13 protein-coding genes are annotated in these 17,554 nt (G+C 72.7%); 9 read left to right on the forward strand and 4 right to left on the reverse strand.

Annotation, left to right across the window (positions count from 1 at the left end; all coding sequences use genetic code 11):
* The first annotated feature begins 25 nt into the window (after nt 1-25).
* Complete coding sequence (locus ACFRFC_RS19345) at nt 26-850, forward strand: TIGR04222 domain-containing membrane protein (protein WP_382690319.1); 825 nt, start codon at nt 26-28, stop codon at nt 848-850.
* A gap of 186 nt (nt 851-1,036) precedes the next feature.
* Complete coding sequence (locus tag ACFRFC_RS19350; RefSeq protein WP_382690317.1) at nt 1,037-2,620, forward strand: alpha/beta hydrolase; 1,584 nt, start codon at nt 1,037-1,039, stop codon at nt 2,618-2,620.
* Nucleotides 2,621-2,707: 87 nt separating this feature from the next.
* On the opposite strand, the gene hemQ is transcribed toward ACFRFC_RS19350, so the two are convergent.
* Nucleotides 2,708-3,433: a hydrogen peroxide-dependent heme synthase gene (gene hemQ, locus ACFRFC_RS19355; RefSeq protein WP_382690315.1), complete on the reverse strand. Its 726-nt coding sequence runs from the start codon at nt 3,431-3,433 to the stop codon at nt 2,708-2,710.
* A 4-nt stretch (nt 3,434-3,437) separates the two neighbouring features.
* Nucleotides 3,438-4,889 carry a protoporphyrinogen oxidase gene (gene hemG / locus ACFRFC_RS19360; protein ID WP_382690313.1) on the reverse strand — a complete coding sequence of 484 codons (1,452 nt, stop codon included), beginning with the start codon at nt 4,887-4,889 and terminating at the stop codon, nt 3,438-3,440.
* A gap of 245 nt (nt 4,890-5,134) precedes the next feature.
* On the opposite strand from hemG, the gene ACFRFC_RS19365 reads away from it, so the two are divergent.
* Nucleotides 5,135-6,148 carry a DUF4349 domain-containing protein gene (locus ACFRFC_RS19365; RefSeq protein ID WP_382690311.1) on the forward strand — a complete coding sequence of 338 codons (1,014 nt, stop codon included), beginning with the start codon at nt 5,135-5,137 and terminating at the stop codon, nt 6,146-6,148.
* A 53-nt stretch (nt 6,149-6,201) separates the two neighbouring features.
* On the forward strand, nt 6,202-7,623 hold the full coding sequence (locus ACFRFC_RS19370) for an FAD-dependent oxidoreductase (protein WP_382690309.1): 1,422 nt from the start codon (nt 6,202-6,204) through the stop codon (nt 7,621-7,623).
* A 257-nt stretch (nt 7,624-7,880) separates the two neighbouring features.
* On the opposite strand, the gene hemE is transcribed toward ACFRFC_RS19370, so the two are convergent.
* Nucleotides 7,881-8,948, reverse strand: coding sequence for a uroporphyrinogen decarboxylase (hemE, locus tag ACFRFC_RS19375; protein WP_382690307.1), 1,068 nt, complete (start codon nt 8,946-8,948; stop codon nt 7,881-7,883).
* A 497-nt stretch (nt 8,949-9,445) separates the two neighbouring features.
* Here hemE and ACFRFC_RS19380 point away from each other — a divergent pair, with 497 nt between their 5' ends.
* From ACFRFC_RS19380 to ACFRFC_RS19400, 5 genes are all read left to right on the forward strand, one after another.
* Nucleotides 9,446-10,087: a DUF3000 domain-containing protein gene (locus ACFRFC_RS19380; RefSeq protein WP_382690373.1), complete on the forward strand. Its 642-nt coding sequence runs from the start codon at nt 9,446-9,448 to the stop codon at nt 10,085-10,087.
* Nucleotides 10,088-10,504: 417 nt separating this feature from the next.
* On the forward strand, nt 10,505-11,167 hold the full coding sequence (locus ACFRFC_RS19385) for a LuxR C-terminal-related transcriptional regulator (protein WP_382690305.1): 663 nt from the start codon (nt 10,505-10,507) through the stop codon (nt 11,165-11,167).
* A 235-nt stretch (nt 11,168-11,402) separates the two neighbouring features.
* Entirely contained in the window at nt 11,403-12,692 is a 1,290-nt protein-coding gene (locus tag ACFRFC_RS19390; protein ID WP_382690303.1) for an HRDC domain-containing protein, read from the forward strand.
* Nucleotides 12,693-12,970: 278 nt separating this feature from the next.
* Complete coding sequence (locus ACFRFC_RS19395; protein ID WP_382690302.1) at nt 12,971-14,188, forward strand: thiolase family protein; 1,218 nt, start codon at nt 12,971-12,973, stop codon at nt 14,186-14,188.
* Nucleotides 14,185-16,314, forward strand: coding sequence for a 3-hydroxyacyl-CoA dehydrogenase NAD-binding domain-containing protein (locus tag ACFRFC_RS19400; RefSeq protein WP_382690300.1), 2,130 nt, complete (start codon nt 14,185-14,187; stop codon nt 16,312-16,314). Before ACFRFC_RS19395 ends, ACFRFC_RS19400 begins: the two co-directional genes overlap by 4 nt.
* 164 nt (nt 16,315-16,478) lie before the next feature.
* On the opposite strand, the gene ACFRFC_RS19405 is transcribed toward ACFRFC_RS19400, so the two are convergent.
* Entirely contained in the window at nt 16,479-17,507 is a 1,029-nt protein-coding gene (locus tag ACFRFC_RS19405) for a hypothetical protein (protein WP_382690298.1), read from the reverse strand.
* Between the last annotated feature and the right edge of the window lie 47 nt (nt 17,508-17,554).

The following is a 17,554-nucleotide window of genomic DNA, read 5'->3' on the forward strand; positions in this document are numbered from 1 at the left end:
TGCCCCCTTCGCATAGAAACGCGGCATGTTGTGGGTACTTCTCCTGCTCCTGGCCTGGGCCGTCGCCGGTGTCGCGTGCATCCGGCTGTGTCTGGCCGCCGTACGCGCGGCGGATGTGGACACCGTGGACACGGACACCGGGCGGGGGCGCGATCTGACGCTGTACGAGGCGGCGTTCCTGTCCGGCGGTCCCGCGCGGGTCGCGGAGCTGACCCTGGTGTCGATGGCCCGGCAGCGCAGGCTGCTGCTGGCCCACACCGGCTGGGCGACGGTCGTCGATCCGCGCGGGCGCGACGAGATGGAGCGCACGGTGATCGGGGCGATCGGGCCGCAGGGGCAGTCGCCGATAGCGCCGGTGCGGAGCGCGACGGCCGCCGCCGACCCGGTGCGCGGTCTCGCCGACGGGCTGGTGCGGGCGGGGCTCGCGGTGCCGGACGGCGCCGGTCCGACGGTGGCGTCCGGGGTACGGCAGGTCCGCGCGGCGGCCGCGATCGTCCTCGCCCTCGGTGCCGTCGCGCTGCTGGTGCCGGTCCCGACGGAGTTGCCGCGGCATCTGGTCGCCCTGTGGTTCGCGCTGCCGCTGGCCCTCACCCTGAGCTGTCTGGTCCTCGCCCGGATAGAGGTCCACCCCTGCTCGCCCTGGGCCTCGCCCGCGGGCCAGCGGCTGATCGGCACCCTAGCCCGGCGCACCGGCCACAGCGCCGCCTCCGGCCCCGCCTCCGGGCCCACCTCCGGCGACGACAGCGCGTTCCTGACGTCGGTGGCCGTGCTGGGCGTGCACGCGGTGGGCGAACCGGATCTGCGGGCGGCGTTCGCGCACCGGGAGCGGCCCCGGGAGCGGGACCTGTAGAGAAGCGGCCGTACGGTCCCGCCCTACGGCAGTTCGAGCCGTCCCGCGTGTGAGGGAGCGACGGCACCGCAAAGGGGTGCTTATCGCCATATTGGGCGCGCGACACCGGCCACCGGTGCTTGCCTTCCCCCACCCCCGAACCAAACATCCCTTTTGTCACACCCGTGCACCGAAGGGATACCTCCTATGCGAGCCGCCGCCCTGTACACGGCCGCCGGGTCCTTGCTGCTGACCGCCCTGACCGCGACCCCGGCGGGCGGTGCCCCCGCGCTGGTGGGCGCCGCCGAGGCGCGCGGCACGCAGATCGCCGCCGAGCGCGCCCGCGTGGCCGGTATCGCCTTCGGCTCCTGCGCCGACGGCGAGGAGCTGCCCGGCGTCATGGAGTGCGGCACCGTCTCGGTCCCGGTCGACTACGCGCACCCCGGCGGCAAGCAGATCAAGCTCGCCGTCAGCCGGGTCAGCGCCACCCACACCGACCCCGGCAACAGCAAACGCAAGGTCCCCCGACAAGGCGCCCTGGTCTACAACCCGGGCGGACCCGGCGGTTCCGGCCGCTACTTCCCGCTCATCGGCATGCTCCCCGAGTGGAAACGCCTCGCCGCCGCGTACGACCTGGTCGGCTACGACCCGAGGGGCGTCGGCGGTTCGGCGCCGCTGTCCTGCCAGGACCCCGCACGGTTCTTCAAGGGCCCCAGCCAGTCCCCGACGCACCCCTCACCGTCGTACAAGAAGGAGCGGATTGCCCAGGCGAAGGCGTACGCGCGCGGGTGCGCCGAGCGGTCGGGCGAGGAGCTGCGGCACTACCACTCGCTCAACAACGCCCGTGACCTCGATGTGCTGCGGGCCGCGCTGGGCGAGCCGAAACTGACCTTCATGGGGTCGTCGTACGGCACCTACTTCGGGGCGCTGTACGCCGAGCTGTTCCCCTCGCACGTACGGCGGATGGTGTTCGACTCGGCCGTCGATCCCGACCCGGCGCGGATCTGGTACCACAGCAACCTCGCCCAGTCCGCCGCGTTCGAGGGCCGCTGGGCGGACTTCCGGGCGTGGGCCGCCCGCCACGACGACGTGTACGGCCTCGGCGCCACGCCGGACGCGGTGCTGCGCAGCTACGAGACGGTACGGGCGCGGCTCGCCGCCGAACCGGCGGGCGGGAAGGTCGGGCCCGGACAGCTGCAAGGGACGTTCCTGGAGGCCGGGTACTACGACGACCACTGGCCGTATCGCGCGCACGCGCTGTCGGCGTACCTCAAGGGTGATCCGCAGCCGCTGATCGACATCGCGGCGCCGGTCGAGGAGGCGGCGAAGGAGGCGGAGAACGCCAGTGCGGTGTACACGGCCGTCGAGTGCAACGACGCGCCCTGGCCGACGGATTTCGCGGTGTGGGACCGGGACAACACGCGGCTCGCGCGGGTGGCGCCGTTCGAGACGTGGGACAACGTGTGGATGAATCTGCCGTGCGCGTACTGGGCCGTGCCGCGTCAGCGGCCTCTCGACGTGCGGACCGGGGTCGGTGAGCTGCCGCCGACGCTGATCGTGGCCGCCGAGCGGGACGCCGCCGCGCCGTACCGGGGGGCGGTGGCGTTGCAGCGGCGGCTGTCGGGGGCGGTGCTGGTGACGGAGCGGGATGCCGGGTCCCATGGGGTGGTGGGTGGGCCCAACGCCTGTGTGAACGGGTATGTGGACGCGTATCTGCTGGAGGGAAGGATTCCGGCGCGGCACGCTTCGTGCGCGCCGCGCCCTGAGCCGGAGCCGGATCGTGGGCCCTAGCGTCGTCGTGAATCCGCGGGCCGGCTGTGGCTGGTCGCGCCCGCGCGGCGGGGCCGCAGGTCGCTACAGCCCCGCGCCCCAGCTGCGCTACGCCAGGCCCGCGACAAGATCCGCCACGTCCTTGCGGCGGCCCGTGTAGAACGGGACTTCCTCGCGGACGTGGCGGCGGGCCTCCGAGGCGCGCAGGTGGCGCATGAGGTCGACGATGCGGGCGAGGTCGTCGGCCTCGAAGGCCAGGACCCACTCGTAGTCGCCGAGGGAGAACGAGGCGACCGTGTTGGCGCGCACGTCGGGGTAGCCACGGGCCATCTTGCCGTGGTCGGCGAGCATCCGGCGGCGGTCCTCGTCCGGCAGCAGGTACCACTCGTAGGAGCGCACGAACGGGTACACGCTGATGTAGTCGCGGGGCGTCTCGTCGGCGAGGAAGGCCGGGATGTGCGAGCGGTTGAACTCGGCGGGGCGGTGCAGCGCCATGTTCGACCACACCGGCTCCAGCGCGCGGCCGAGCCGGGTGCGGCGGAAGAGGTTGTAGGCCTCCTGGAGCTGGTCGCTGGTCTCGGCGTGCCACCAGATCATCAGGTCGGCGTCCGCGCGCAGGCCGGAGACGTCGTAGGTGCCCCGGACGGTGACGTCCTTGGCGGCGAGCTGGTCGAACAGCTCCTGGACCTCTTCTGCGTACCCCGCGCGGTTCTCGGGCAGCACGTCCTTCAGCTTGAAGACGGACCACAGCGTGTAGCGGATGACCTCGTTGAGGTCCTTCGCCAGCTTGCCCTTGTTCGGAATCCGGTCGGTGGTGGGGGCGTCGTCACTCATGCGGCTATTCTCCCGCTCCGCCGTGCAGGCTCCGCACCGGGGCCGAGGTGAGCTGCCGCACGGCCGCGAGGTCGCCGTCGAGCCGGTCGACGGCGGCGTACGCGCTCGCGATGCAGGCCGGGACGCCCACCCCGTCGTAGACCGCGCCGCACACCACGAGCCCGGGGAGCTTGCCCACGTGCTCGCGGATGCGGGCCACGCGCGCGTGGTGGCCCACCGGGTACTGGGGCAGGCCGTCCGCCCAGCGGGTCACCCGGGTCTCGACCGGCGCGGCGGCCAGCCCGAGCGCCTCGCGCAGGTCGTCCCGGGAGACGGCCACCAGGTCGGCGTCGGGGCGGTCCAGGATCTCCGTCTCGCCGTACCGCCCGACCGAGGTGCGCAGGACGAGGGTGTCCGGGTCCTCGTCGGCGATCCAGCCCCACTTCTGGGAGGCGAACGTCGACGCCTTGATGCCGCGGCCGTCGACCGGCGGGACCAGGAAGCCGCTGCCGTCGGGGAGCCGGACGTCGGCGCGGCGGTAGGCCAGGGTGATCAGGGCCATCGACGCGTACTCCACGGCCGTCAGCTCGGCCGCGGCGGCCGGGGCCTCGGCGCGCAGGAGGGTGGCCGCGGCGGGCGCGGGCAGGGCGACGACCACGGCGTCGGCGTGCGCGGTCCGGTCACCGGCGTCGATCCGCCAGCCGGTGCCCTCGCGCCGCAGCGCGGTCACGGCGGCCCCGGTGACGATCTCGCCGCCCCGCGCGCGTACCGCGTCCGCCACCGCGAGCGGCAGGGTGCCGACGCCGCCCTCGATGCCCATGAACACCGGACCGGCCGCCGCCGCGCGGGCCGCCCTGGCCTGGATCTCGCGGACCGCCTCCGTCAGCGAGGTGTGCGTCCTGGCGGCCTCGAACAGCTGGGGCACGGCGGAGCGCAGCGAGATGCGGTACGCGTCCCCGGCGTAGACCCCGCCCAGCAGCGGCTCCACCAGCCGGTCGACGACCTCGCGCCCGACCCGGGCGGCCACGAACTCCCCCACCGCCACGTCGTCGCCGATCTCCGTGCGCGGCAGCTCGGCGTCCTCGGCGATCCGCCGGACGCCGTCCGCCGAGAGCACCCCGGTGAGCGCGTCGGCCGTCCCCGGTACGCCCATGACATGCCCCTTGGGCATCGGGCGGAGCGCGCCGCGCGTCCACAGCGACGCCGAGGCCGTGGCGGGCGGCCGGAGCCGGTCGGCGAGGCCCACCTCGCGGGCAAGCCCGATCGCCTCGGGGCGCCGGGCGAGCAGTGACTCGGCGCCCAGGTCGACCCGGACCCCGGCGATCCGCCCCGGCAGCAGCTTGCCGCCCACTCTGTCCGCCGCCTCCAGGACGGTCACCGCGGCCCCGCGCCCCAGCAGCCGGTGCGCGGCGGCGAGCCCGGCGATCCCGGCCCCGATGACGACGACATGCCTGGTGTCCGTAGCAGCAGCGCTCATGCGTCCACCTTCTCAGACGCCACTGACAGTGGGCCCACTCCCCCGTACCCCACTCCCCCGTGCCCGCCCCGAGTCCCGACCGTGACCGCATCGGGACCCGTGAGGTCCAACGTCCGGCCCGGCTCCGGCGTCGAAGGAGCGTCAGAACGTAGGAACGCCACAATCGTCAAGACCCTCGGGGGTAGGCGCAGATGCGCGCACATCGATCCGTACGACCGTCGGTACGACCGCCCATACATCCGCCCATGCATCCGTCCGTACGGACGCCCGTCCGACGCCCGGTCCAGGTGCTCGCGGGCCTGCTGCTCGCCGGGGCCCTGGCGCTCACCGGCTGCACCGGCGGCGGCGACTCGGGCGCCTCCTCCAGCGACGCCGCGGCGGGCGACGACAAGGCGGTGGCCGAAGCGGCGGCCGGGGCGCAGGAGGGCGCCGCCGAGGACGAGGCCGCCGAGGTGTCCACCGAGCAGGACGACCTCCCCGCGAGCCACATCATCCGGACGGCGTCCCTGACCGTGCAGGTCAAGGACGTGCCCAAGGCGCTGCGGGAGGCGCGTACGGCCGTCGAGGGGGCGGGCGGTTACGTGGGCGAGGAGCACACCACGCGCGACGAGGACGACGCCGAGTACACCGATGTCACCCTGCGTGTGCCCGTCGAGCGTTACGACGGTGTCCTGGGCGAGCTGGAGGGTGTCGGCTCCGGCAAGCTGCTCGAACGCGCCACCAAGGCCGAGGACGTCACCGACCAGGTGGTGGACGTCGAGAGCCGGATCAAGTCCCAGCGGGCCAGCGTGGACCGGGTCCGCGAGCTGATGGACCAGGCCGAGAAACTCAGCGATGTGGTCACCCTGGAGGGCGAGCTGAGCAGACGTCAGACCGATCTGGAGGCCCTGCTCGCCCGCCAGACCTCCCTTGAGGACCGGACCACGCTGGCGACCATCACCCTCACCCTGACCGAGACGCCCGTCGACCGGGACACCAAGGACGACGACCCCGGCTTCGTGGACGCCCTCTCGGGCGGCTGGGACGCGTTCGTGGCGATGCTGCGCTGGCTGCTGGTGGTGATCGGCGCGGTGCTGCCGTTCGTGGCGGCGGTGGCGCTGCTGCTGCTGGTGTGGCTGCGGGTCGTACGGCCCCGGCTGCCGCGCCGGGCGGAGTCGGTGCCCGCGATGACGGCCCTGGGCCCCCTGCCGTCGGCCCGGCCGGTGTCGGAGGACGGCGCGTCGCGGGAGAGCGAGGGCACGGAGTCCGGGAAGGACTGACCCCGCAGCGGGGCGGCCGGGACCGGCCTCGCGTGGGCCCGTAGCGTGGGCCCATGAGCATGAGCGGGACGCGGGACGCACGGAATCCGAAGCCGGAACGGGAACGGGAACGACTGGTCGTGATCGGCGGTGACGCCGCGGGCATGTCCGCGGCGTCGCAGGCCCGTCGGCAGCAGGGCCCCGACGAACTGGAGATCGTGGCGTTCGAGCGCGGCCACTTCACCTCCTACTCGGCGTGCGGGATCCCGTACTGGGTCGGCGGCGACGTACCGGCGCGGGACGATCTGATCGCCCGTACGCCGGAGGAGCATCGCGCGCGTGCCATCGATCTGCGGATGCGCACCGAGGTGACGGAGATCGACGTGCCGGGCGGGCGGGTACGCGCGCGGGACGTCGATTCCGGGGCCGAGTCCTGGACGTCGTACGACAAACTCGTGATCGCCACCGGGGCGCGGCCGATCCGGCCGGATCTGCCGGGCATGGACGCGCCCGGTGTGCACGGGGTACAGACCCTGGACGACGGGCAGGCGCTGCTCGACACGCTCGGGGCGACGCGGGGCCGCCGCGCGGTGGTCGTCGGGGCCGGGTACATCGGCGTGGAGATGGCCGAGGCGCTGATCAACCGCGGGTATGCGGTGACGGTCGTCAATCGTGGCGCCGAGCCGATGTCGACGCTCGATCCCGACATGGGGCGGCTGGTGCACAAGGCCATGGAGGGCCTCGGTATCACCATGGTCGACGACGCCGAGGTCACCGAGATCCTGACCGGGGACGACGGGCGGGTGCGGGGGGTGGCCACCGGGGCCGCCGCGTATCCGGCGGACGTGGTCGTCCTGGGGATCGGGGTCCGCCCCGAGACCACGCTCGCGCTGGCGGCCGGTCTGCCGCTCGGGACGCACGGCGGGCTGCTGACCGATCTGGCGATGCGGGTGCGCGGGCACGAGAACATCTGGGCGGGCGGGGACTGTGTGGAGGTGCTCGACCTTGTCTCGGGGCAGGAGCGGCACATCGCGCTCGGGACGCATGCCAACAAGCACGGGCAGGTCATCGGGGCGAATGTGGGGGGCGGTTACGCCACGTTCCCGGGGGTCGTGGGGACCGCGGTGAGCAAGGTCTGCGATCTGGAGATCGCGCGGACGGGGTTGCGGGAGAAGGACGCGCGGCGGGTGGGGCTGGAGTTCGAGTCGGTGGTGATCGAGTCGACCAGCCGGGCCGGGTACTACCCGGGCGCCTCGCCGATGACGGTGAAGATGCTCGCCGAGCGGCGGACCGGGCGGTTGCTGGGGGTGCAGATCGTGGGGCGCGAGGGGGCGGCGAAGCGGGTGGATGTGGCGGCGGTGGCCCTGACGGCCGGGATGACGGTGGAGCAGCTGACGATGCTCGACCTGGGGTACGCGCCGCCGTTCTCGCCGGTGTGGGATCCGGTGCTGGTCGCTGCGCGGCGGGCGGTTCGGAAGGTGCGGGGCGCTTCTTGAGGGGTGGGGTTGTTTGTTGGGTGCGGGCCGGTTGTGGCTGGTCGCGCAGTTCCCCGCGCCCCTGGGGGCGTCGGGGTGGCCCGGCGTCCAGCGGGTTCGCCGTGGCGCGGGGAACGATCCGTCAGCGGGGGTGGCTCGGTGCGTCTCCGGCGCCCGGGTCGGGGTGGGGTTTTGAGTGGGGGCAGTTCCCCGCGCCCCTGAGGGCGTGGGGGTGGCCCGGCGTCTGTCAGTGGGGCCGTGGGGTCCTGGTGGCCGGGTCAGGTGGTGGTGCGGGTGTGGACGTAGTCCACCAGGCGGGTCAGTGCGTCCGGGTCTGTCGACGGCATCACGCCGTGTCCCAGGTTGAAGACGTGGCCCTCCAGGCCCGCCGCCGCGTCGAGGATCTCGCGCGTCTTGGCCTCCACGGCCGCCTGCGGGGCGAACAGCAGGGTCGGGTCGAGGTTCCCCTGGAGCGCCTTGCCGGGCCCGACCCGGCGCGCGGCCTCGTCCAGGGGCACCCGCCAGTCGACGCCCACGACATCCGCCCCGGCCTCGCCCATCAGGCCGAGCAGCTCGCCCGTACCGACACCGAAGTGGATGCGCGGGACGCCGTACGACTCGACGGCCCGGAACACCTTGGCGGAGTGGGGCAGCACGGAACGCCGGTAGTCGGTCGGCGCGAGGGCACCGGCCCACGAGTCGAAGAGCTGCACCGCGCTCGCGCCGGCCTCGATCTGTACCTTCAGGAACGCGGCCGTGATGTCGGCCAGCCGGTCCAGCAGATCCGCCCACAGCTCCGGGTCGCCGTACATCATCGCCTTGGCGTTCTCGTACGTCCGCGAGGGGCCGCCCTCCACGAGATAGCTCGCGAGGGTGAACGGGGCCCCGGCGAACCCGATCAGCGGGGTCTGCCCCAACTCGGCGGTGAGCAGCCCGATGGCCTCCGTCACGTAGGAGACGTCCTCGGGGGTCAGATCCCGCAGCTGCGCGAGATCGGCCCGCGACCGGATGGGCTTCTCCACGACCGGGCCGACGCCGGGCTTGATGTCGAGATCGACACCGATGGCCTTCAGCGGTACGACGATGTCACTGAAGTAGATCGCCGCGTCCACGTCATGCCGGCGCACCGGCTGAAGCGTGATCTCCGTGACCAGGTCCGGGCGCATGCACGACTCCAGCATCGCCACGCCTTCGCGGATCTTCCGGTACTCCGGCAGCGACCGCCCCGCCTGCCGCATGAACCACACCGGCGTATGCGGTACCGCCTCCCGCCTGCACGCCTTGAGAAAGGCCGAGTCGTAGGTGGCTGTAGGGGGCTGGCCCGTGGGACGTCCGTTGGCACTCACCCCGCCAGTCTCCCATGCCCCGGTTGCCCGTTCGGCAGGGAGTTCGGCAGGGGGTGGGGTGGGGGTGGGAGGGGGTGGGAGGGGGTGGGAGGGGGTGGGAGGGGAGGCGCCGGGCTGGTGACGGGCGTCACGCGCCCGCACGAGCGCCGGGCAGCGGTCACGCGGTCTGTCCGGCGGGCACCGCCCTTCCAGAGCCATGCGGAGAGGACCGGGCAACGCCCCTACCGACGGCCACCAGACCTGCCCGGAGGGCACTGGTCCGGCGCGTCTCTCCGGGGATCGTCGGGCCCCAGGTCGTCGGGATGGGGCGGAGCGGGGCCAACCCCCGCAAAAACCCGCCCCGGACAGCGTCGCGCCGTCGCTTCCGTGCTGTCCGGGGGGTCGTCCGTGCCGGTGGGGCGTGGTGGACGGGGTGTCTTGCCCTGCGCCGGGGCCCCGTTCCGCTTAATCTTCCCCGCATGGCGGCTCAGGGACGACTGTCGGACGGCGCTGGCGGAATGGACGAGGCGAAGGAGACGGGGGAAAGTTCACTGCTTCCGGACGGTACGGCCCCGCCGGCCTTCCGGGCGGCGGTGGAGGGGCTGCGGCCGGCGCGGGTGCGCCCGCAGGTGGAGATCGAGGCGGTGCCCGCGCCGAAGCGGCTGGCGCCCTTCGCGTACGCGCTGGAGGCGACCGTCGTGGACGGCGAGCAGGATCTCGCCGACGGACGGCTGGTGCTGCTGCACGACCCCGACGGGCACGACGCCTGGCGCGGGGCCTTCCGGCTGGTGACGCTGGTCCGGGCCGAACTGGAACCCGAGATGGCGGTCGATCCACTGCTGCCGGACGTGTGCTGGTCATGGCTCACCGGCGCGCTCCAGGCCCGCGGGCTGACGTACGGCGAACCGAGCGGCACGGTCACGCGCGCCGGTTCGCACTACTTCGGTGGGCTCTCCGCGCGCCCCGCCGTCTCCCACATCGAGATCCGCGCGTCCTGGACACCGCGCGAGGGGCTGGGCGGCGTACCGGAGACGGCGGCGCACCTGGCGGCCTGGTGCGATCTGCTGGCGCAGGTCGCGGGGCTGCCGCCGGCCGGGCCGGGCGACGCGTCGGTGGTGACGCTGCCGCAGCGGCGGGGGCCGCAGTCACAGTCGCGCTGACCATCCACCCGGCCCCTTCCGCCCCTCCACCCCCAGCACTCCTGCTCTCTCCACCTCTCCACCCACCTCTCCACCCACCTCTCCAACCAGCTCTCCGGCCGTCGCTGACGGGGCGTGAGACCGAGGGGCACGTCCACCGGACGTGCCCCTCACTCGTGTTCGCCCGAACGCCGGGTTTCCATGCCGTCACTTTGTCGATTCGGCCACTTTCTGCCACTCAATTGGCCCCGACCGATCCGATTCGATCTTCGGACGATCGATCGCGTGTCCGAATTGCACGGATTGTTACTCACTGGATCGTGATCATTCTCTAAAGGACGACGGGTTTACTGCCGAAGACGACTGTGACCTTGAAAGCACGGTTCGTACCGGCTTCATCCCCACGAGCCGGCCCCGTCCCGCACCCCAGGAGGCCTGGTGTCCGTTCTTCTTGAGCAGCCCGCAAGCCTGGTCGCCTACCGTCCGAACAAGCCCACCGCGATGGTGGTCGTGGCCGATCCGCGCGTCCGCTCCACCGTCACCCGGCATCTGTGGGCGCTCGGCGTACGCGATGTCATCGAGGCGTCGTCGGTAGCCGAGGCCCGTCCGCGGATCGGCAACCCGCGTGACATCTGCGTCGCGGACGTCCACCTGCCGGACGGTTCCGGCCTCACGCTCCTGTCGGAGACCCGCGCCGCGGGCTGGCCCAACGGCCTCGCCCTCTCCGCCGCCGACGACATCGGCGCGGTGCGCAACGCCCTCGCGGGCGGTGTGAAGGGCTATGTCGTCACCGGCACCCGCACCAACGTCGGGCTCCCCACCCGCCCCGGCGCCGCCCCCATCGGCTCCGCCGCCGCCCGTCTGCACCGCCGCCACCCGGGCGCCCCGAGCCACCCGGGCGGCTACCGCGAACTGTCCGGCCGCGAGGTCGAGGTGCTGCGACTGGTCGCGGAGGGCCAGTCGAACAAGGCGATCGGCGTCTCCATGGGCCTGTCCGCCCTGACCGTCAAGAGCCACCTCGCCCGCATCGCCCGCAAGCTCGGCACCGGCGACCGCGCCGGCATGGTGGCCGTGGCCCTGCGGACCGGCATCATCCACTGACCCGACACCCTCACCGATCCCCCCTCCCACCCCACGGTCCTCCCCTCCGGTCCCGTCCTGAGGCCCTCATCCCGGCCCTCATCCCGGCCCGCCGCACCTCCCCGCACCACCCCCGCCCGTCCCCGACCTCGGTGAACGAGCCCTTTCACCGACATGACTGATTTACGACCCCCATGCGCCCGTCGACGGAACGTTCCGTCGGCGGGCGCCGTCCGTACACGGATACCCTTGACAGGTGACCGACGCCCAAGACACCGCAGCAGCCAGTTCACTGCGAACCACCGGGGGCGCCCCTCCGGACGACGGCGACACTGCTGCTCCCGGGGCGCCGACACCGCTGCTCGAACCGCGTGAGGGCATTCCGCCGGTGATCGCGGACGCCGATTCCCTCGCCGCCACGATCGCCGCCTTCGCCGCCGGCTCCGGCCCCGTCGCCGTGGACGCCGAGCGCGCCTCCGGCTATCGCTACGGACAGCGGGCGTACCTCGTGCAACTGCGCCGCCAGGGCGCCGGCACCGCGCTGATCGACCCCGTCGCCTGTCCGGATCTGTCGGGGCTGGGCGAAGCGCTGTCCGGCGTCGAGTGGGTGCTGCACGCCGCCACCCAGGATCTGCCCTGTCTGCGTGAGATAGGCATGGTGCCCAGCGGGCTCTTCGACACCGAGCTGGCCGGGCGGCTCGCCGGGTTCCCCCGGGTGGGGCTCGGCGCGATGGTCGAGAGCGTTCTCGGCTTCGTCCTGGAGAAAGGACACTCCGCGGTCGACTGGTCCACCCGTCCGCTGCCCGAGCCCTGGCTCCGTTACGCCGCGCTCGATGTGGAGCTGCTGGTCGATCTGCGCGACGCGCTGGAGAAGGAGCTGGACCGGCAGGGCAAGCTGGACTGGGCCCGGCAGGAGTTCGCCGCGATCGCCGCCGCGCCGCCCGCCGAGCCGCGCAAGGACCCCTGGCGGCGGACGTCCGGGATGCACAAGGTGCGGCGGCGCCGGCAGCTGGCCGTGGTGCGTGAGCTGTGGCTGGCCCGGGACCGGATCGCCCAGCGCCGGGACATCTCGCCGGGCAAGGTGCTCTCCGACGCCGCCATCGTCGAGGCCGCGCTGGCCGTGCCGGTCACCGTGCAGGCGCTCGGCGCGCTGAACGGGTTCGGGCAGCGGACCGGGCGGCGGCAGCTGGAACAGTGGCAGGCCGCCGTCGACCGGGCGAGAGCGCTGCCCGAGTCGCGGCTGCCGCAACCGGGGCAGGCCGTCACGGGGCCGCCGCCGCCGCGGGCCTGGGCGGACAAGGATCCGGTGGCCGCGGCCCGGCTGTCCGCGGCCCGCGCGGGGGTCAGCGAGCTGGCCGAGCGGCTGGGGCTGCCGCAGGAGAATCTGATCACGCCGGACACGGTGCGGAGGGTGTGCTGGGAGCCGCCGGCTGCCGCCGATGTCGAGGCTGTGCGGGCGGCGCTGCTGGGGTATGGGGCTCGGGAGTGGCAGGTTGAGTTGGTGGCGCCGGTTCTGGTGAGTGCGTTTTCCGCCAAAGCGGCGTAGGGGTTTCTGTGGTTCGTGCGGGTGCGGGTGGTCTGTGGCTGGTCGCGCCCACGGCGGAGCCGCACATCGATTCAGCCCCGCGCCCCTATTCGGCGTGTCCCTGGCCCCTGTCAGGAAGTGACCCGGCGCCTCGCTCGGGCGTGACCGTGCCCCCCCTGCCATGTGAACCCCCTGTGACCTTTGCCGCTGGCGTGCGTTGGGGTGGGCAGCTACGTTACCGATAAGTAGCATGGTGATGAGCAAGCGCTCAGTGTCCCGCACCCTGGAGGAGAGCCATCGTGCCTCGTACCGTCAGGGACGTCGTCTTCGTCGACGGCGTCCGTACCCCGTTCGGCAAGGCGGGCCCGAAGGGCGTCTACCACGAGACCCGTGCCGACGACCTCGTCGTGAAGGCCATCCGGGAACTGCTGCGCCGCAACCCCGCCCTCGACCCCGCGAGGATCGACGAGGTCGCCATCGCCGCGACCACGCAGATCGGTGACCAGGGACTGACCCTGGGCCGGACGGCCGGCATCCTCGCCGGGCTGCCGCAGTCCGTGCCGGGCTACTCCATCGACCGGATGTGCGCGGGCGCGCTGACCGCCGTGACCACCACCGCCGGGTCGATCGCCTTCGGCGCGTACGACGCCGTCATCGCCGGTGGTGTCGAGCACATGGGGCGGCACCCGATGGGCGAGGGCGTGGACCCCAACCCGCGGTTCGTCAGCGAGAAGCTGGTGGACGAGTCGGCCCTGTTCATGGGCATGACCGCGGAGAACCTGCACGACCGCTACCCCGGCATCACCAAGCTGCGCGCCGACGAGTACGCCGTGCGCTCGCAGGAGAAGGCCGCCAAGGCGTACGCGAACGGGAAGATCCAGCAGGACCTGGTGCCGATCTCGGTGCGCAACACCGACGCGGAGGTCGGTGAGACCGGCTGGGGCCTGGTCACCGCCGACGAGCCGATGCGGCCCGGGACCACCCTGGAGAACCTGGCCGGGCTCAAGACGCCGTTCCGGGTGCACGGGCGGGTCACCGCGGGCAACGCGGCCGGGCTCAACGACGGCGCCACCGCCTCGATCATCGCCGCCGAGGAGTTCGCCCGCGCACACGGGCTGCCGGTGCGGATGCGGCTGGTGTCGTACGCCTTCGCGGGCGTCGAGCCCGAGGTGATGGGCTACGGGCCGATCCCGGCGACGGAGAAGGCGCTCGCGCAGGCGGGGCTGTCCATCTCCGACATCGGGCTGTTCGAGATCAACGAGGCGTTCGCCGTACAGGTGCTGGCCTTCCTGGAGCACTACGGCATCGCCGACGACGACAGTCGCGTCAACCAGTACGGCGGCGCCATCGCCTACGGCCACCCGCTGGCCTCCTCGGGGGTGCGGCTGATGACCCAGCTGGCCCGGCAGTTCGAGGAGCAGCCCGAGGTCCGCTACGGGCTGACCACCATGTGCGTCGGCTTCGGCATGGGCGCCACCGTCGTCTGGGAGAACCCGCACTTCGAGGGGGACAAGTGAGCACCACCGCCGAACTGTTGAAGGGCGCGGCCGAGCTGTTCCCGGACGAGGTCGTCACCGAGGCGCACGTACGCCATCTGGACCTGCCGTCCGGCGCCGGGCGGTTCGCCCTGATCACGCTGGACAACGGCTTCGACCACACCAGGCCGACCACCTTCGGCCCGGCCTCGCTGGCCCGCCTGAGCCTCGCGCTGGACCAGGTGGAGAAGGAGGCCGCCGCCGGGGACATCGTCGGCGTCGGCATCACCGGCAAGCCGTTCATCTTCGCCGTCGGCGCCGACCTCAAGGGCGTCGAGCAGGTCAGGGAGCACGCCGACGCGCTGGCCATCGCCAAGGGCGGCCACGACGTCTTCAAGCGGCTGTCGGAGCTGGCCGTGCCGACGTTCGCGTACTACAACGGCGCCGCCATGGGCGGTGGTGTCGAGGTCGGGCTGCACTGCGCCTACCGGACCGTCTCCCGGGCGGTGCCCGCCTTCTCCCTCCCCGAGGTCTTCCTGGGCCTGGTCCCGGGCTGGGGCGGCTGCACGCTGCTGCCGAATCTGATCGGCGCCGAGAAGGCGATCTCCGTGATCGTGGAGAACAGCCTCAACCAGAACCGGCAGCTCAAGGGGCAGCAGGTCCACGGCCTCGGCATCGCGGACGCGATCTTCGAGGGCGCCGACTTCCTGGAGCGGTCGCTGATCTGGACGGCCCAGGTGCTGACGGGTGAGATCACGGTCGAGCGGGCCGCCGTCGATCGCGGAGAGGACTGGGACCGGGCCGTCGCCAAGGGACGTCTTCTCGCCGACAGCAAGGTGCACGGCGCCGCCCCGGCCGCCTACCGCGCCCTGGACATCATCGCCGCCGCCAAGGACGGCGACCTCCAGAAGGGGTACGACGCCGAGGACCGGGCGCTCGCCGACCTGATCATGGGCGGGGAACTGCGCGCCGGGATCTACGCGTTCAACCTGGTGCAGAAGCGCGGCAAGCGTCCGGCGGGCGCCCCCGACAAGAGCCTGGCCCGTCCGGTCACCAAGGTCGGGGTGGTCGGCGCCGGTCTCATGGCCTCCCAGCTGGCGCTGCTGTTCCTGCGCCGTCTTGAGGTGCCGGTCGTGCTGACCGACATCGACCAGGAGCGGGTCGACAAGGGCGTCGGCTATGTCCACGCCGAGCTCGACAAGCTGCTCGGCAAGGGCCGGATCAACCAGGACCAGGCCAATCGCCTCAAGGGCCTGGTCACCGGCGTACTCGACAAGGCGGCGGGATTCTCCGACGCGGACTTCGTCATCGAGGCCGTGTTCGAGGAGATCGGCGTCAAGCAGCAGGTGTTCGCCGAGGTCGAGGCGGTCGTCCCGGCGCACGCGATCCTCGCCACCAACACCTCCTCGCTGTCGGTGTCCGAGATGGCCTCGCAGCTCAAGCACCCCGAGCGGGTCGTCGGCTTCCACTTCTTCAACCCCGTCGCGATCCTGCCGCTGCTGGAGATCGTGCGCGGCGAGCGGACCGACGACGCGTCCCTGGCCACCGCGTTCGCCGTCGCCAGGAAGCTGCGCAAGACGGCGGTCCTGGTGAAGGACGCCCCCGCGTTCGTCGTCAACCGCGTCCTGACCCGGTTCATGGGCGAGATCCAGAACGTCATCGACGAGGGCACACCGGTCGCCGTCGCCGAGCAGGCGGTCGAACCGCTGGGCCTGCCGATGTCCCCGCTGGTGCTGCTGGAGCTGGTCGGCCCCGCGATCGGGCTGCATGTCTCCGAGACCCTCCACCGGGCCTTCCCGGACCGCTTCACGGTCTCCCCCGGCCTCCAGGCGGTCGTGGCGGCCGGCAAGCGCGGCTTCTATGTCTATGACAGTGGGAAGCCGGAGCTGGATCCCGAGGTGGTGGCGCTGCTGCGGCAGGGGGACTCCGTGCTGACGGAGGAGCAGGTGCGGGGGCGTGTGCTCGACGCTGTCGCTCAGGAGATCGGGCTGATGCTCGCCGAGGGGGTTGTCGCCGAGGCGCAGGATGTCGATCTGTGTCTGATCACGGGGGCGGGGTGGCCGTTCCATCTCGGGGGGATCACGCCGTATCTGGACCGTGAAGGGGTTTCCGAGCGGGTGAATGGGAGGCGGTTCCTGGCGCCTGGGGTGGCCAGCGTGCCGGTTTAGTTCTTTGAACGCCGGTTCCCTGTGCGTGAGTTCTAAGGGAGCCGGCGTTCTGCTGTCTTCACAGTGCGGACCGTGGTGGGCTGGTCGCGCCCACGCGGCGGAGCCGCATATCGATGCAGCCCCGCGCCCCTAAAGGGCGTTGCCGTCCCCCGGCGATGGACAGGTCACGGGATCTCCTGCCACGCCGCCAGAGCCAAGCCCGGTTCATCCTTCTGGCGGGACACCCTCAATACCCCCTCCGGGGTCACGCTCGCCGCCACCACCCTGCCTTCCGCGTCCTCCGCCAGGGATACGCGGCTGCCCGGCGGGAGTCGGGGGCCGGACTCGGTCCACCACAGGCCCGCGGACTCCTGTTCCGTCGGGTAGGCGGCGAAGGCGATGCGGCCGGAGGTGGCGTGCTGGGCCAGGACCGTGCAGTCGTGGCCCTCGAGGACGCAGCGCAGGGTGGCGACCGGGCCGGGGCCCGCCGCCGGGAGCAGGGCGACGGGGTCGGTGCCCGGACGCCAGGCGTGCAGGGTGCCTTGGGGGTCGGCGTAGTAGAGGGTGGTGTGCTCCTTCGAGGTGGGCAGGACGGAGAGGGAGCCCGGTTCGACCGGGACGCGCAGGGGTTCCCCGGCGACCGGGCGGGCGCCCGCCTCCTCCTGGTGCCAGCGCAGGATGCCGTCGGGGTCGGTGGCGTACACCTCGACGAGGCCCGACTCGGCGGTGACGGCGGCGAGTTCCTCGTGCACCTTGGAGCCGCGCAGGTCGTGCCAGGCGTTCCAGCCGCCGCGCGACTTCTGGTTGACGGTCATCACGCCGAGACCCCGGTTACGGACGAAGACGTACGCCCGCCCCGCCTCGTCGACGGCCACGGCGGGGCCGCCGGTGCGCGCGCCCTGTCTGTTGGGGTGGCCGAAGGGATGCCAGTCCAGGGGGGCGAGCAGGGGGCGGAAGTGGGTGGAGTGGACCAGGCCGTGCTCGGCGCCCCGGGTCGGGCGCCAGGCCACCAGATGGGAGTAGCCGTCGGCGCCCTGGGCGAGGGCGAAGCCGCCGTGCAGGCGCTGTTCGCCGCCGACCCGGCGGGGCGGGCCCCAGGGGCCGCCGGGGACGCTCTCGGCGCGGCACCGGACGGCGTCGTCCGAGGGGAGGTAGACGCCGAGCCGGCCGTCGCGGCCACGTATGAGCCAGTCGCCGTTCACTGTACGGACCATTGACACGGGCCCACTTTAATCGGGTGCCGGAGCGTCCCCCGCGCGGG

Origin of the sequence: Streptomyces sp. NPDC056734, from assembly GCF_042790455.1 — a bacterium.
GTDB lineage: Bacteria > Actinomycetota > Actinomycetes > Streptomycetales > Streptomycetaceae > Streptomyces.